Origin of the sequence: Mesobacillus jeotgali (assembly GCF_002874535.1) — a bacterium.
Taxonomy (GTDB): domain Bacteria; phylum Bacillota; class Bacilli; order Bacillales; family Cytobacillaceae; genus Mesobacillus; species Mesobacillus jeotgali.
Genome location: NZ_CP025025.1, coordinates 1879223 through 1893817, shown reverse-complemented (window position 1 = coordinate 1893817; position 14595 = coordinate 1879223). Strand labels below are relative to the sequence as shown.

The following is a 14595-nucleotide window of genomic DNA, read 5'->3' as shown; positions in this document are numbered from 1 at the left end:
ATTTATAAAAAGGTTTCAGTTCATTCAAGATCATTAACGTTCAATGCGCTTGTCCGGATAACAGACGAAGAACAATCTACTTAGAAATAATTGTCGAATGATTCTCCCCTCCAACACCTCTCGTAAATACGCATATGGGCGTGGAAAGTCTAGTCTCCACGCCCTTATCCCTGAGATTTCACAGGTCTTAGCCATCTATTTTTTTAAAAGCAAATACACGAAGTACGGTGCACCAATTAATGCAGTCATGATTCCTGCCGGGATACCTTCTGGTTCAAGGAGATTGCGGCCGATTGTATCTGCGAACAATAAGAGCCAGCCGCCGATCAACACCGCGATTGGCAGGAATAATTGGTTTCTTGGACCAATCAGTGCTTTTGCAAGATGCGGTGCCATCAATCCGACGAAAGCAATCCCGCCTGTAACCGACACAGCCGAAGCAGCTAATGCAACAGCTGTCAAAAGCAGGACGATTCTTTCTTTTTCAATCGATACTCCGACACCAATCGCGACAGGATCGCTTAAGTTCAGAAGGTTTAGGCGATTGGCTTTATAAAGCGTAAACGGAACCAGGATCAGCAGCCATGGCAGGAGTGCCAGTATAAACGGCCAGTCTGTTCCCCAGATATTGCCGGCAAGCCAGCGGGCGATGAAATCGACTTTTTGCCTTTCTGCTGCTGAAATGATGACAATCATCGCACCGGACAGTGCCATCGAAAAACCGATACCGACAAGAATCAGTCTCACAGGCTGAAGCCCAATCCCTTTTTTATAGGAAAACAAATAAATCAGGATCGCTGTCACCAGTGCACCACCGAAGGCAACCAGTGGAAGCATGTACGCAAACGAAGAGGCATCGATTGGGAAAAAGAGAAAGAACACGGCAATTCCTAATCCGGCTCCAGAGTTTATCCCGATGATCCCCGGGTCAGCCAAATCATTTCTCGTTAGTCCCTGCAGTATTGCTCCAGAAAGTGCCAGCGCCATCCCGGCTAGAAGTGTCACGATGATTCGCGGCATCCTGATTGAAAACAAAACAAACTCTTCTTTGAACGTGCCATTTCCGAATATCGTCGGTAAGATCCGATTATACGATACAGAGGAATAGCCCAATCCCAGACTGATTAGGATCGTTATCATAATTAAAATAGACAAGGTCAACACAATAAACCTTTGCTTTTTGATAATAGACGGATGTATCATGTGAAGCTCTTCCCTCCTTTGCGGACAATGAACAGGAAGAACGGCAGTCCGAGCATCGAAATAATCGCATAAATCGGTGTTTCATAGGGAGCGTTGATCGTTCGCCCGAGCGTATCTGCAATCAGCATGAACGACGCCCCGAATAAGGCTGACATCGGCAAAACGAATCGATAATCGGTACCGACGATCATCCTGACGATATGCGGGACCATCAGCCCGATAAAGGCCATGTTCCCAACTAGCGCAACCGAAGACCCTGCCAGTAAAACAATAACAATGAATAATATCAATTTAATAAGGTTTGTCTTCTGGCCAAGTCCTACTGCTACTTCTTCGCTCAAGCTCAAAATCGTCAATTGCCTTGATAAGTAAAAAGCAATCAGCATTCCAATCAGGATGAATGGAACAATGATTTTCAACTGAGTCCATGATGTTCCCATCAGGCCCCCTGCTGTCCACATCGAAACATCTTTTGAGATTTTAAAATACAGACCGATTCCCTCGGCTACCGCGAACAAAAAGGCGGAGACCGCGGCCCCAGCCAGGACGATTCGCAATGGGGAGAATCCGCCCTTCTTCAAGGTACCAATCCCAAAAACGAGGACGACGCCGACAGCTGCTCCGATAAAACATGCAAATGTGATTGCGAGATAACCGGCCGTCGGGCTTAGCGCCATAATCAGCGCCAGTGCTGCATTTGCTCCAGCCGTCAAACCAAGCAATCCGGGGTCAGCGAGTGGGTTTCTCGTCAAGCCTTGCATAATCGCACCAGCAACAGAAAGGGCAGCACCCACGAAAATTGCCGCAACCTCCCTCGGGAGCCTGATTTCCCTGATCATGGTTATTGTATCTGTTTTAACGTTTGAAGCAATCGCAAGCCAGATCTCCTTGACGGTCGTATCTGCTGCTCCAAAGATCATGGCCGTCATGAAGCTTGCAGCCAGAATGAGGATACCGGCAACAAACCTGGCAAAAATGGAGAGCGAGCTGTTTTGGTTGATCATATGCATCTCATCTTTCTGATAGCAAGAAGAGGAATCCCTAAGAATTCCTCCTGCTAGTTGTTATTGTTCTAGAAATGATTTCTTAAAGAATTCCAGCTGATATTCAAGTGTTAGAGGATCATTGAAATAGAATTCCTTCGCATTCACTTCAAATACACGGTTATTCTTTACTGCAGGGATATTTTTATAAGTCTCAGTTTGTTGGAAGGATGTATCTCCCTCTGCATTCTTACTGAACACGACATAATCACCAGCATATTCAGACAATACTTCAGGGGAAATCGCATAGTACCCAGGTTCTAGAGCTGCTTCCTTCACTTTTTCAGGCATATTCAATCCCATTTCCTGATAAAGGATTTCCGTACCCCTTGCCCAATTGTCGCCAAATACGTATAGTTCCTTGTCGAAGTTTTCGATAACAGAAACGGTTGCTTCTGAACCAATTTTCGCTTTGATTTCTTCGCCAGCCGCTTTAGAGTCTGCCTTGAAGTTATTAATCCACTCTTGAGCTTCTTTTTCTTTATTTAGAACCTTGCCGATTTCCAGGTGCTGCTCCAGATAACCGAGCTTTCCGTATGTAAAGGTCACAGTCGGCGCAATTTCATTCAGTTTATCGACATTTTTAATATTAGATAGACCAATAATCAAGTCTGGATTTAATTCAATAATCTTCTCCAGGTTTTCATCTGTCACTTCTTCAACGTCCTTCAATTTTTCAAAACGCGGATTCATTTTCGACCATGCATCAACACCGACCATGTTCACATCTAGTGCCATTACATTACCGGCAAAAGAAGAAAGGACAATGACTCTTTCAGGATTAGCAGGGACTTCTACAGCTCCATTTTCAGATTGATAGGTGACCGTTTCAGGTGTATCTTCTTTCTTTTCTTCTTTTGATTTTTCAGTGGTCTCTCCACCACCGCAAGCACTAAGAACGAGCACCAGCATAAGCAGGAATGGCATAAGTAATTTCTTCATTTTCTTCTTCTCCTTTTAGTAAGTTGTACGTGATGCAAATCGGTTTATTTGTACGTGGATCTCTCCCGATTTCAGCGTCAATTTGAAAAACTTCCCTGAGGACGAGCTTGTTGATAACCTCTTCACTTGTTCCTGTTTTTACAATTCTTCCAGCCTTTAGGGCGATAAGATGATCGGCAAACCTGGCTGCATGGTTCAGATCATGGAGCACCATAACAATCGTTCGGCCTTGCTCCCTGTTCAACTTTTGCAACAGCTCGAGAATCTCAAGCTGATGTGCCATGTCCAGATAGGTCGTTGGTTCATCAAGGAATATCATTTCTGTTTCCTGCGCGAGAGCAAGTGCGATCCATACACGCTGTCTCTGCCCGCCGGACAAGGAATCGACGGCCTCGTATTTATAACTTGCCGTTCCTGTCACTTCAAGAGCCCAATTAATGACTTCCATATCCTTTTTGGTCAGCCTCCCAAATCCCTTTTGATAAGGAAAGCGTCCATACGACACCAATTCCCCTACCGTCAGGCCGGCTGCACTTTCAGGTGTTTGTGGAAGAATGGCCATCTTTCGCGCCAGGCTTTTCGTATCTTCATTAGAGATACTCGAACCATCCAGGTAAATCGAGCCAGACTGATGGGGAATGATTCGTGACATCGATTTTAGCAAAGTCGATTTGCCGCAGCCATTTGGCCCAATGATAATCGTGACTTGCTGATCGGGGATTTCTAAGGTCAGGTTATTCACGATTGTTTTTTCCCCGTATCCGACGTTCAATTGGTCTGTGTATAAGCGGACCATTCGTCATTCCTCCAAAGTTTTTCATTTTCTCATTGATAATGATTATCAATATCGTTTACAATGAATACTATAAAGCTATTATTTATTTCAGTCAATGACAGATTTGTGAAAATTTTATTTTTCATCATTTTATTAGCGTATACATTTTAAAAAATTCGAGGAGTGTTTCCATTGGATAACAAAGAAATCTACGACATTACGATTATCGGTGGTGGTCCAGCTGGACTATATTCTGCCTTTTATGCCGGCCTGCGGGAAATGAAGACCAAGATCATTGAAGCTCAGCCTGATCTTGGCGGAAAGATTCATGTCTATCCTGAAAAAGTAATCTGGGACGTGGGCGGTGTTGGCCCTATTACAGGCGCGAATTTAATCAAACAGTTAAAGAAACAGGCACTGACCTTCAGTCCAGAGGTTGTGTTGAATGAAAAAATTGAATCCATCAGCAAGGATCAGAATTTATTTTTACTAAAAGGAGCTTCGGGAGAGATTCATTATTCGAAATCTGTCATCGTTGCGATTGGAAGCGGAATCTTAAAGCCTCAGAAACTAAAACTTGAGGGTGCGGAAAAATTCGAGGTGTCGAACCTTCACTATATGGTCAATTCTCTCAAATATTTCAAGAATCGGACGGTTGTCATCTCGGGAGGCGGCAATTCTGCGATTGATTGGGCGAACGCGCTCGAACCTGTTGCAAGAAAAATCTATCTTGTCCACAGGAGAGACTGCTTCTCTGGCCATGAATCTCAAGTCACACAGCTAATGAACAGCTCTGTGGAATGTTTGTTTCATTCGAGCATTACCAACTTAATTGCAGACGAAAGTCGGACATCTATCGCCAAAGTCGAAATTACCAATCAGAATACAGATGAGGTCCTTTCTCTTGCTGTTGACGACGTTCTCGTCAATCACGGTTTTGATCAGGACGCGTCCTTGCTGCAAAACAGTGAACTTGACCCTAAGTTGATTGATGATTTTTACATTGATGGAACAGCAACAAGCGAAACCTCCGTGCCAGGTTTATTTGCAGCAGGGGATATTTTAAAGCATGAAGGAAAATTGAATTTGATTGCGGGGACCTTCCATGATGCTGCAAACGCAGTCAATAAAGCAAAACAGTTCATCGAACCTACAGCTTCAGAAGCTGCAATGGTCTCATCCCACAACAAAGTATTTTCAGAGAGAAACAAGGAAATGATTCTTCAATTGATCAATTGATTTTTAAGGAGGGAATGCTCTTGCGAGAAAAGCAAACTGGTAAAATGCTGGCTGACTACCATCTAGAAACATTCCTGCAGTGCCCATACAAGTTTTATCACCGGTTCGTGATCGGCAAGAAGTTAAGTGAGTATAGCTGGCGCCAGGCAGTACAAAATTCTGTTAATCTTATTGTCCATCAATTCTATAGCCTGCCACCCAACGCAAGAAGCAAGATTGCAGCTTTAAGATTGATCCATCAGTATTGGGACCAGATCCCTCTCCATTTATTTCAGGATAAAGCTCATTACTATACAATTCTCGCAAAAATTACGGATCATTTGCTACAGGCGCTGGGGAAAAGAAAAGTCGATAGCTCTCCACTCTTCTTGTATGATCAATTTCAAACTTCCATAGAGGAAATCAATGTTTCGATAAAATTCGAGGTTGGCAATTGGGACGAACGTAGCTTCACTGTCTCAAAATATCTGCTGGATGCAGACGATTCGATGGTAAAACTGTATACATATTTAACCATCCTTTTTTCCAATAGAGCATTCGGAATGCTTCCCGAAAAGGTCGAAGTAATTACCCTTCTTGATGGCAGCCATTTCGAATTTTATCCTGAACAAAGTGATGTCCAGCTAGCCAGAAAATATTTTAATGAACTCAAAGACAGTATCAGGACGCCACAGAAATATACTACTATCGGTTCATCTAAGGATTGCAGTCAATGTGCATTCGAGGATGGTTGCAACTTCAAGAATGAAGCGAGAGTTGAAGAGAAGAAATCTGGATACTTGCATTAGTAATTGAAAACTCCTTATTCGAGCATTTTATCCTCCCAAGTCTTTGAAGGACAATCTGTTAAAGGGTAAAATAGTGATACCATGACAAGAATGAGGAGTCCGGTATGTCAAAGTATAAAAAACAACGGCAACAAAACCGCTGGGACCATAAGTACGATTCACTTGATCTGAAAAAGCTGCTTACGATCCTGAAGGAAAACCGGCGTAATATCCAGAGTAATCAGCAGCTATATTATGATCCAGACCAGGATGAGCTGGATATCAAGGAATATTACCGGGGGGCGCAAAAGCTAGATCTATCGGGGCTGGCCCTCTTTTACAAATTCCATACAATCGTGTTCCAATCACATAAGAATCAACTGCCCTACTTCCTGGCAAAGGATTTGTATTTGTATACATGGGTCGATTTATATCCGGACGGTTCTGCGAAGAGTGTCTATTCCTCCCAGAAGAAGAATCCTGAGTCACTGTTGATTGAAGATAACGAAACACTGAGGGAAAAATACGATGAGTTCAGGCGGCGATCACGCAAGATCCAGGTGAATGGATTTGATTCAATTAAGGATTTGAAGGTTTTTGAGGACCATTTCAAGATGAACACAGAACATATTGTTCCGCAGTCCTGGTTTGAAGGTGCCGAACCGATGAAAGGTGACCTCCACCACCTGTTTGTCTGCGAACCGGATTGCAACATCTCCCGTTCCAACTACCCATTTGCCGACTTTGATTTTTACAATCCGGAACGTGACGATGAGCCTATTCAGAATAACTGCGGAGTCACCACAGGCTTCGAGTTTGAACCTGAACACGGTAAAGGAGCCTCCGCTCGGGCCATGCTTTATTTTTTCCTGAGATATCCTAAAAGAGTAAAGAACGAATTCAAAAAGAAAGTCGATATCCCGCTGCTCGTCCGCTGGAACAAGGAATTCCCGCCCACACTCTACGAACAGCACCGCAATCAAGCCATTTACTATATCCAGGGAAATCGCAACCCGTTCATCGATTTTCCAGAATTAGCGGAGAAGATTGAATTTCCATGGTAAAGGCTGAACCAGCATGTGATGGTTCAGCCTTTTGTTTTTATACAATTTTTCTTTGCCCTATTGTTCCCTGTAGCTACACGGTCTCAATTGACATAAATAAAGAAAAAAATAAAGACTGTAATTTAGATAAATTTATAGATAAAGTGTTCCTTGTATGAATTCGAGAGGAGTGGTCTGCTATGTTTTATAAGTTTAAAAAAGAGCAGCAGCAAGAAATGATATCTGATATCCAGAGGTTTTTTGCAGACGAAAGAGATGAAGAAATTTCGGAATTTGCAGCTGAAAGAGTCCTTGACTTCATTAAAGAATCACTAGGACCCCACTTTTATAACGCAGCCGTATTAGATGCCATCCAAGTTGTAAATCAACAACATTCTTCTATGGAAGAGGAAATGTTAACATTGGAGCAGCCAATAAGGAAATAGTACATGCCAGAAACCCGGATCATGGAGAGCCGGGTTTTTCTATCAAAATTGACATGTTTTCAAGTTTTTATTTGTAGATGTTTGATAAGTAAGATTATTCACCTTGAACACCAATTGAATTAGCTATTTCAACAAATACATCTGGAGTCACTTGTTCTGATACTCTTTTATCAATGCTCAGAATATACTGCCAGCCATCTCTTTCAAAGACCAACAGGTTAAAACCTGAGACATCTGTATAAATAGCATCGTTTCCATTCTTTAATTTAATTACGTTCTTAGCTTTCAGTGGGATCTTATACTTAGCAGGTCGAACATTAATTTTATAATGGTGCTCAGCCGACATATCACTAATTAATTCGATTTCCAAAGAGTCATTTATCTCCCCTTCTAAATCATTGAACCTTCCAAAATGATGCGTAAAGTCTATAGGTGGCACTCTCAAAGGCAACTTTAAATCTTTATTGAAATGATGTTCGAATTCCTGCACTGCATCTTCAACCGTTTTATAGCCTATTTCGGGAAAGATTTCTTCTAATGGTCTTGGCTTATCATAGGTCGCATTCGCTGTTCCACTATGTATCCAAAATAATATGATACTAAAAATAAACAAATGGAAAAACTTCTTGTGCATCTACATCACCCTGAATTAATTTCCCCGTATAATTATTATCTATCCAAACCACGCAACAAAAATAAATTATTCCGCGGCAGATTTTCATACATTTATCACATTTACAGCTTAATATTGTTGAGAAATTAAATTGACGAATGGAGTTTAGTATTTATGAAGAAAATATTGTTCTTTTTTATTGCAGTCATGCTGCTGTTGACAGCATGTTCAGCTGGTTCGGAACCTAAGGAAGATGCTCTTGAGGACGTCCCCGAACTTTTAGAAGTCTCAATTATCACTCCTGAAAAAATCGAGATGAATAGGGAAATTACAATCAAAGCAGAAGTAATTCAGGGTGAGGAAAAAGTCACTGATGCAGATGAGGTTAAATTTGAAATCTGGAAATCTGGTCAGGAAGACCATGAAATGATACCAGCTCACAACGAGAAGGACGGCACCTATTCAATCAAGAAAAGCTTTAGCGAAGGCGGCAATTATTTCATCGTCGCTCATACGACGGCAAACCGGATGCACAGTATGCCAAAGAAAGAAGTAATTGTACTGGGAGACGAATCCAATCACGGTCACACTGCTGACGGAGAAAATGAAAACCATTCCGATCATGGTCATAACGATCACCATAATAGCGAGGTAACGGTTGATTTCCATGCTCCTTCAACGATAAAAAGCAATCAACCAGCTGAGTTGACAGTTATGATTGCTCAGGAAGAACAGCTTATTTCCGGTGCGAATGTCCGTTTTGAAATCTGGGCAGCGAACGAAACTAAACATCAGTTCATCAACGCGAAGGAAGTTTCACCTGGCACTTATTCCGCTGATCACACCTTCCCTGCGAAAGGGCATTTCACTGTGAAAATTCATATAGAAAAAGGCAATATACATTACCATACAGAAGAATCGATTGAAGTAAGTCCGGAATAATTCTCGCTTTTCATTAGTCTAGGTGTGTTCCATTTAACAGGCAATCAGAAACACCAGATTCAGAGATCTTTGGTAAGTTGGAAAAAATGCTCATTTCCTATTTCTAAGGAATGAGCTTTTTTTTATCCCATCTTTGACATGAGCAAACGTTAGTTGAATATCACCTAATCCTTCACTGGACCATAAAAGGGGTTTTTATCAATATCAGTTATAAATTCGATTGCTTTCGCTTGATACATTTTATCACGGTATTCATAAGTAATGATTATATCTCCGACAAACGAAGCAGGTGTTATTTGACCGCTTACTCTGACCATAAGATGATTGTTAATTACTTCATAATCAATAATGCTCCCAAAACCTATATCATCAAATAAGTTTTCAGGTTTGATTTCGTAAGGGGTTATATCGACTTTGTACTCTATATCTCCTATATGGATTTCTGCTTCTTCATTAGATAACTTTGTTTTTACGTTCTTATAAATGATTGCCAAAGGACTATCCACAATCACTTCGTTTACGTTTAGTCGATTATTTAGCGTGTTAAAAACATGAACTTCTTCCCATAACAAACCTGTACCATGCCCAGTTGTCAAGGTAACGACTAGCTCTTCCTTTTGGTCTTTGTTGATGTCTAAATAAAAAATTTGAGGAGCATATGCAGGACTTGTTTCGCTATTCCAAAAAGGTCTTGTGTAAATTCTCCCTTTGAAATCCATTTTAAATGCCCTATATAAACCATCCATTTTTTTACCGTAAAGGATTATATTTTCTTTATTATTCTCACTAACCATTTCATATCCATCAATGTCTGCACCTGCAATAGCAGGGTTAATCATAATAAGGAATATTATTATCAAACTGGTATAAGTTCTCATAGGAAACACCTCATTTAAGTGTTCCCTAATTCGTGTTCTTATGCACTTAACTTCAACTTTTAATACAATATTTCTATTTCTTAATAATCCATAATAAGAATAGGACTATTCCCAGTAAAACAAGGCCCATATACAAATACCAATAATCAATAAATAACTCCCATTGAAGTTGCTGAATTTCTTTCACTCTTTCAAAGTAACCCATTAGTTAACTCCTTGTATTAGTCTTTTAATCTCTAATACGTTTGGGTGAAGTTTTAGTTTCAGAGTTGCGCAGATTCCTATACGCATAACATTTCTTTAAGATGAAGTAACGGTTTTTTATCGGATGTTATAATTGGTGAAAACAAGTTTACTGCTTCTTACTTATGATTGTACCAAGTTTTTCCTTATGTTATATTTTAAAAATAAAGCCACATATAAGAGGGGTTCGATCATGAACAAGATAACACTTGCCGAGGCAGTTAAACTAAAAAGTGTATTGGCTAAAAGAATTCATGAGCTTGAAGAAGAAATGGACCGGGTCGCTTTTGTTACGATTGAAAAAGGAAGTGAAATTCCCAAGCAAACTAGGACTCTTGCAGATGTTGAGCAGGAGATGGATGAGGTACGAAAGGATTTCCGCTTGCTCGATAAACTGGTATATCGTGCGAATATAGACAACGAGATTCCTTTTAACAATGAATCTTTAACGATTGTTGAAGCAATCGAACTTGCCACACAGCTGCGAGCAAAAGCCAGGAAGATGAAGGAATTCGGCTCGGCGCTCAAAGAGGAAACAGCCTACTCATACAGCGAGACGATGGTGATGGTCCGCGTTGCAACTTTTGACCCTGAAACATACCGTGTTAAGTCTTTGGAAGCTGAACGGCACGCTAACAAGCTCTCCAATTTGATTAATGCCAAAAACTACACCATTGAACTGGATTTTGACAGCGAAAAGTATTTTTAACCTTGGAGCGGTGAGACTCCCCTCCAAGGGATAGAGGGAGAACTTTTTACCATCTAATAGTAGATTAGGGATGGCCAATGGCAAACCAATGAACATTGACCAATTACTTCTTCACCTTTAACCCATAACCTACTATGGCAATGGCCGGTCGCTGACCAAATAGTCCTTTTGATCTCCTTCTATCAGCAGGACGGTTCCATTGTTTGGAACCGTCCTATTTTATGAACAGGCTGGGACAATAAGGCATGGAGGTCTTTTGTTGATGAAATCGGTCTTGGCGGAGACCCAACGACTTTTTTCCTCGCTTTGATCATTTTGGCTTTGAGTGTGCTGAATCCGATGTTTTTTTTCTGGCTAAGCTCAAAACTGAACAGCAGATAGCAAAAAGCTGAACCTAATTTTCATTCATAGGTTCAGCTTTTTCGTGCTTAGACCGTAAATAATTCGTAATTTAACAGTTGGCTCCAATAATTATACGGTTAGCGCAAATAATTTAACGGTTGAAGAAGATTTTTTAACGGTTAGACCAATTTAATCCTCGTTGGTCCTCTTTTAATCCCCGTTGACCCAATTTTTAATCCTCGTTGAACATGAATTAATTCCCGTTGGCCAAGTTGAGACAAAGATAAACAGGGTACAAAATCAACTAGAGAATAAAAGAAAGCTGACTCACCAAGTGCCTGGCGCAGCTAATGCTCAATTCGCTTTCTTCTCATATTCCAGCACAAAAAGTGGTTCATTCTCCATCCATTCCGCGAATAGAACATCTTCAACATGGTGGATTTTTTGCTTCTCTAATTCATTTTTAAGCCACTGTTCATCCAAGCCTGCTTCTTTTAAGTTTTCGCGAACTACTTCCCCATCAAGAATCATATTAACTGGTAAGCTTGGATCGTCTGCTTTGATTTTCATATCGCTATTTTTAGGCGTGTCATAATCTGCTTTGGGCAGGACACTGACCATTCCATTCGTTTCGATGATTGCATATTCTACTTCGCGAAGCGAAAAGTAGCCTTGTTGTCTTACAAGACTCTGTAACTGGTTGATATCTAGCTTTGCTTTTTTCAAAGCCTCGAATTTAATCTTTCCTTTGCGGACCACTATGTTTGGCTCGCCCTCAAGCAACTTCCTTGACGCGAGGAACTTTTGTGTAACTGTCTCTGTAACATATACAAGCACTCCCCACAAGGTCACGGCAAAGGCAATTTCCCCTATCTTTACCTCATGGTCATAAATGGCATTCCCTACCAGCTCACCAAGGATGATCGCTGAAACAAAGTCAAAGGGAGTAATCTGGGAGAACTGCGTCTTCCCTTGTAATTTTGTCATGATAAATAGAAATACAAATCCGCTCGTTAATTCTACGGCAATTGATAAATAATGATTCAACACTCCCACTCCTTCCTTACCCATTATGGGAAGGTTTTCGGAAATTGAACCGTTTTTTTAAAAAAACCTTCATAAAACGACATATAACTCGATTTTTTTGTCACACGAATTATTTCCATATAACGGTAATATATGTAACTTTTATCATAAAAAATCGTTTATAAAAGTGAAAATACGTTTTCTATATTGCACGGCCGTAGACCATTCAGGAAGATAGGCCTGCAAATGAGATCAAGGGGGTTGGGTAATGAAAAAGTTGCTGGTTTCGATGATACTTCTAGTATCGCTGTTGTTCTTGGAGGCACCTGCAGAGGCAGCTGGCGGAGACATGATCATCATCAATAAGTCTAACAACCAACTGGCTTATTACAAGAATAATAAACTGGTAAAAACGTTCAAGGTGGGAACTGGGAGGAAAGCTTCGTATACCCCAGAGGGCAAGTTCAAAATCGTTAACAAAATCAAGAATCGCCCTTATTACAGTGGGAATATCCCTGGAGGAGACCCGCGAAATCCACTAGGAGACAGGTGGCTCGGCATAAATGCGAGAGGAACATGGGGAACAACGTATGCCATCCACGGCAACAATAATCCTAAGTCAATCGGCGGATATGTAAGTGCTGGCTGCGTCCGGATGTATGATAACGAGGTACAGTGGCTTTATGATCAGGTGAAAGTCAATACTCCGGTTGTGATCACAACTTCCAAAAAGTCCTTTAACGCGATCGCATCCGCTAACGGATATAAGGTTACAGGTCAGGCTGCTGTTCCAGTCATCGCTGCACCAACAAGCACCGTCCTTAAAAAAGGCATGCGAGGCGCAGAAGTGAAGCAGCTTCAACAGGCCCTAACGAAGAAGGGCTACAGCACAAAAGGAATCGACGGAGTATTCGGGCCAGCCACAGAAGCCGCCGTAAAGAAATTCCAAAAAGCAAAGAATCTGAAGGTAGACGGAATCGCCGGGTCAGCCACCAAAAAGGCACTAGGAATGAAATAAGAAAAGGACGGTCCTCTATTTTTTATAGGAAGGACCGTCTTCACTTTTACACACCTTTAACTAACTCCCTCATCGAATTCAGCTTTTCAGAAAGCTCCAGGAACCACTCTTCATCCCCCGTGGCAAGCGCCAGATCAATGAGATATTGAATTTGCTCTTTGTTTTTCACTTTCGGTTCTGGCAGTTTCTTGATTCCACTTGTGGAAATCGGTATCGTTTTGCCAACAATGGTTTCGTCGTCACTTGATGTGATCGTTGCATTAACCTTTTCATCCAAAATATCAAGTGACTCTATATATCCGATGAATAATTCACCATCCCGGGATTTCCCCTTAATCCAATCGCCTACTTTTAAAATACTGTTATTATTGGACAACATATAAGTCACCTCATTCATTTAATCTGTAATATTTTTCATTACATTTACCAACTAAGAAGTCGTAGCTCCTTAGTCACAACAGTTCGTTTCTTTAACCAGGTCCACTATTTCTTTGATTGAATAATCCTTCAAATATTCTCCCAAGTGTTCTTCGGCACCGAGGAAAATAGCAAACAGGACCTTGTGCATATTCGCTCCGACGACACACTTTTCATTAGAGTCAGGGCACTTTGGCTGCAGTGCACCTTCGGAGGTCAGTTTATATATATCCCAAAGGTTTACTTCATTTAGATCGAGCGCAAAAATGAAGCCGCCTCCGGTTCCTTCTTTTGATTTGATAATACCATGCTTTTTTAACAAGCCCAGCACTTTACGGATCCGCACGGGATGAACCCCTGCACTCTCTGAGATGGCTTCGCTTGTCGACATTCTGTCCGGCTGCAGTGCAAGCAGGGTTAAACTGTGAATGGCCAGGGTAAAATCGCTGTTCATTGCCTGCCTCCTAACAAAATAACCTATTTATTATTCTATATATTACCTTTCATCCAGTCCGATTTAAAGCCAAAGCATCTAGTTCGCGATACTATCCCACTCTAAGCCGGTAAATGTACGCAGCTTGCGCGGCAAGAAGCTGCGAATCTCTTCTTCATTATAGCCAACCTGCAGACGTTTATGGTCCTGGATAATCGGGCGGCGCAGCATTTGTGGATTTCTTCTGATTAATTCATATAGCTGATTCAGCGGAAGGGAGTCAATATCCATATCCAGTTGCTTATAGGCTTTTGAGTTCGTCGAAATAATCTCTTCCGTTCCATCCTCTGTCAATCGAAGAATCGATTTGATTTCATCAACAGTAAGTGGCTCAGATACGATATTTCTTTCAATAAAATCAATTTGATGTTCCTGCAGCCAGGCTTTTGCTTTCCGGCAAGACGCACAGCTTGATGTGATATATAAAGTAACCATTGATCAACAGCTCCTCCGTCT

General features: G+C 41.3%; 17 protein-coding genes. 7 read left to right on the top strand and 10 right to left on the bottom strand.

The genetic code is table 11. The features are described 5' to 3' along the window. Positions 1 to 195 precede the first annotated feature (195 nt). Genes CD004_RS09480 through CD004_RS09465 form a run of 4 tightly spaced genes read right to left on the bottom strand, consistent with a single transcriptional unit; the run spans position 196 to position 3984 of the window. Positions 196 to 1203, bottom strand: coding sequence for a FecCD family ABC transporter permease (locus tag CD004_RS09480; RefSeq protein ID WP_102262534.1), 1008 nt, complete (start codon positions 1201 to 1203; stop codon positions 196 to 198). Beyond that, the gene (locus tag CD004_RS09475) at positions 1200 to 2207 is read right to left on the bottom strand and encodes a FecCD family ABC transporter permease (RefSeq protein WP_102262533.1); all 1008 of its coding nucleotides are present in this window, start codon (positions 2205 to 2207) and stop codon (positions 1200 to 1202) included. The genes CD004_RS09480 and CD004_RS09475 overlap by 4 nt, the downstream gene beginning before the upstream one ends. A 60-nt stretch (positions 2208 to 2267) precedes the next feature. Then, a complete protein-coding gene (locus CD004_RS09470; RefSeq protein WP_102262532.1) occupies positions 2268 to 3188 on the bottom strand; it encodes an iron-hydroxamate ABC transporter substrate-binding protein in 921 nt (306 codons plus the stop codon). Continuing rightward, a complete protein-coding gene (locus CD004_RS09465) occupies positions 3139 to 3984 on the bottom strand; it encodes an ABC transporter ATP-binding protein (RefSeq protein WP_102262531.1) in 846 nt (281 codons plus the stop codon). The genes CD004_RS09470 and CD004_RS09465 overlap by 50 nt, the downstream gene beginning before the upstream one ends. Before the next feature lie 171 nt (positions 3985 to 4155). Between CD004_RS09465 and CD004_RS09460 the strand changes: the two genes are divergently transcribed. From CD004_RS09460 to CD004_RS09445, 4 genes are all read left to right on the top strand, one after another. Next, the gene (locus CD004_RS09460) at positions 4156 to 5202 is read left to right on the top strand and encodes an NAD(P)/FAD-dependent oxidoreductase (RefSeq protein WP_102262530.1); all 1047 of its coding nucleotides are present in this window, start codon (positions 4156 to 4158) and stop codon (positions 5200 to 5202) included. A 20-nt stretch (positions 5203 to 5222) separates the two neighbouring features. Further along, entirely contained in the window at positions 5223 to 5990 is a 768-nt protein-coding gene (locus CD004_RS09455) for a PD-(D/E)XK nuclease family protein (protein ID WP_102262529.1), read from the top strand. 104 nt (positions 5991 to 6094) lie between these two features. Continuing rightward, positions 6095 to 7033 carry an endonuclease I family protein gene (locus CD004_RS09450; RefSeq protein WP_102262528.1) on the top strand — a complete coding sequence of 313 codons (939 nt, stop codon included), beginning with the start codon at positions 6095 to 6097 and terminating at the stop codon, positions 7031 to 7033. Between the two features lie 179 nt (positions 7034 to 7212). Beyond that, positions 7213 to 7458, top strand: coding sequence for a DUF2164 domain-containing protein (locus CD004_RS09445; RefSeq protein WP_102262527.1), 246 nt, complete (start codon positions 7213 to 7215; stop codon positions 7456 to 7458). Positions 7459 to 7552: 94 nt separating this feature from the next. Here CD004_RS09445 and CD004_RS09440 read toward each other — a convergent pair whose 3' ends face one another. Continuing rightward, a complete protein-coding gene (locus CD004_RS09440; protein ID WP_102262526.1) occupies positions 7553 to 8092 on the bottom strand; it encodes a hypothetical protein in 540 nt (179 codons plus the stop codon). 153 nt (positions 8093 to 8245) lie between these two features. Here CD004_RS09440 and CD004_RS09435 point away from each other — a divergent pair, with 153 nt between their 5' ends. Then, a complete protein-coding gene (locus tag CD004_RS09435; protein ID WP_102262525.1) occupies positions 8246 to 9013 on the top strand; it encodes a FixH family protein in 768 nt (255 codons plus the stop codon). A gap of 164 nt (positions 9014 to 9177) precedes the next feature. Here CD004_RS09435 and CD004_RS09430 read toward each other — a convergent pair whose 3' ends face one another. Further along, on the bottom strand, positions 9178 to 9891 hold the full coding sequence (locus CD004_RS09430; RefSeq protein WP_102262524.1) for a hypothetical protein: 714 nt from the start codon (positions 9889 to 9891) through the stop codon (positions 9178 to 9180). 436 nt (positions 9892 to 10327) lie between these two features. Between CD004_RS09430 and CD004_RS09425 the strand changes: the two genes are divergently transcribed. Beyond that, a complete protein-coding gene (locus CD004_RS09425; protein ID WP_102262523.1) occupies positions 10328 to 10843 on the top strand; it encodes a hypothetical protein in 516 nt (171 codons plus the stop codon). Between the two features lie 696 nt (positions 10844 to 11539). On the opposite strand, the gene CD004_RS09420 is transcribed toward CD004_RS09425, so the two are convergent. Further along, on the bottom strand, positions 11540 to 12232 hold the full coding sequence (locus CD004_RS09420) for a DUF421 domain-containing protein (protein WP_102262522.1): 693 nt from the start codon (positions 12230 to 12232) through the stop codon (positions 11540 to 11542). A 247-nt stretch (positions 12233 to 12479) separates the two neighbouring features. On the opposite strand from CD004_RS09420, the gene CD004_RS09415 reads away from it, so the two are divergent. After that, entirely contained in the window at positions 12480 to 13229 is a 750-nt protein-coding gene (locus CD004_RS09415) for a L,D-transpeptidase family protein (protein ID WP_102262521.1), read from the top strand. A gap of 46 nt (positions 13230 to 13275) precedes the next feature. Here CD004_RS09415 and CD004_RS09410 read toward each other — a convergent pair whose 3' ends face one another. The 3 genes from CD004_RS09410 to spxA form a co-directional block, all read right to left on the bottom strand. Further along, positions 13276 to 13608, bottom strand: coding sequence for an IDEAL domain-containing protein (locus CD004_RS09410; RefSeq protein WP_102262520.1), 333 nt, complete (start codon positions 13606 to 13608; stop codon positions 13276 to 13278). A gap of 69 nt (positions 13609 to 13677) precedes the next feature. Further along, positions 13678 to 14100: an RrF2 family transcriptional regulator gene (locus tag CD004_RS09405; protein WP_102262519.1), complete on the bottom strand. Its 423-nt coding sequence runs from the start codon at positions 14098 to 14100 to the stop codon at positions 13678 to 13680. A 78-nt stretch (positions 14101 to 14178) separates the two neighbouring features. Next, a complete protein-coding gene (gene spxA / locus CD004_RS09400) occupies positions 14179 to 14574 on the bottom strand; it encodes a transcriptional regulator SpxA (protein ID WP_102262518.1) in 396 nt (131 codons plus the stop codon). Positions 14575 to 14595 lie beyond the last annotated feature (21 nt).

What these genes read in the sequence shown, in the direction of transcription:
- CD004_RS09480 (WP_102262534.1), bottom strand. Translation starts at nt 1,203, where the DNA reads ATGATACATCCGTCTATTATCAAAAAGCAAAGGTTTATTGTGTTGACC.
- CD004_RS09475 (WP_102262533.1), bottom strand. Translation starts at nt 2,207, where the DNA reads ATGATCAACCAAAACAGCTCGCTCTCCATTTTTGCCAGGTTTGTTGCC.
- CD004_RS09470 (WP_102262532.1), bottom strand. Translation starts at nt 3,188, where the DNA reads ATGAAGAAATTACTTATGCCATTCCTGCTTATGCTGGTGCTCGTTCTT.
- CD004_RS09465 (WP_102262531.1), bottom strand. Translation starts at nt 3,984, where the DNA reads ATGGTCCGCTTATACACAGACCAATTGAACGTCGGATACGGGGAAAAA.
- CD004_RS09450 (WP_102262528.1), top strand. Translation starts at nt 6,095, where the DNA reads ATGTCAAAGTATAAAAAACAACGGCAACAAAACCGCTGGGACCATAAG.
- CD004_RS09445 (WP_102262527.1), top strand. Translation starts at nt 7,213, where the DNA reads ATGTTTTATAAGTTTAAAAAAGAGCAGCAGCAAGAAATGATATCTGAT.
- CD004_RS09440 (WP_102262526.1), bottom strand. Translation starts at nt 8,092, where the DNA reads ATGCACAAGAAGTTTTTCCATTTGTTTATTTTTAGTATCATATTATTT.
- CD004_RS09435 (WP_102262525.1), top strand. Translation starts at nt 8,246, where the DNA reads ATGAAGAAAATATTGTTCTTTTTTATTGCAGTCATGCTGCTGTTGACA.
- CD004_RS09430 (WP_102262524.1), bottom strand. Translation starts at nt 9,891, where the DNA reads ATGAGAACTTATACCAGTTTGATAATAATATTCCTTATTATGATTAAC.
- CD004_RS09425 (WP_102262523.1), top strand. Translation starts at nt 10,328, where the DNA reads ATGAACAAGATAACACTTGCCGAGGCAGTTAAACTAAAAAGTGTATTG.
- CD004_RS09415 (WP_102262521.1), top strand. Translation starts at nt 12,480, where the DNA reads ATGAAAAAGTTGCTGGTTTCGATGATACTTCTAGTATCGCTGTTGTTC.
- CD004_RS09410 (WP_102262520.1), bottom strand. Translation starts at nt 13,608, where the DNA reads ATGTTGTCCAATAATAACAGTATTTTAAAAGTAGGCGATTGGATTAAG.
- CD004_RS09405 (WP_102262519.1), bottom strand. Translation starts at nt 14,100, where the DNA reads ATGAACAGCGATTTTACCCTGGCCATTCACAGTTTAACCCTGCTTGCA.
- spxA (WP_102262518.1), bottom strand. Translation starts at nt 14,574, where the DNA reads ATGGTTACTTTATATATCACATCAAGCTGTGCGTCTTGCCGGAAAGCA.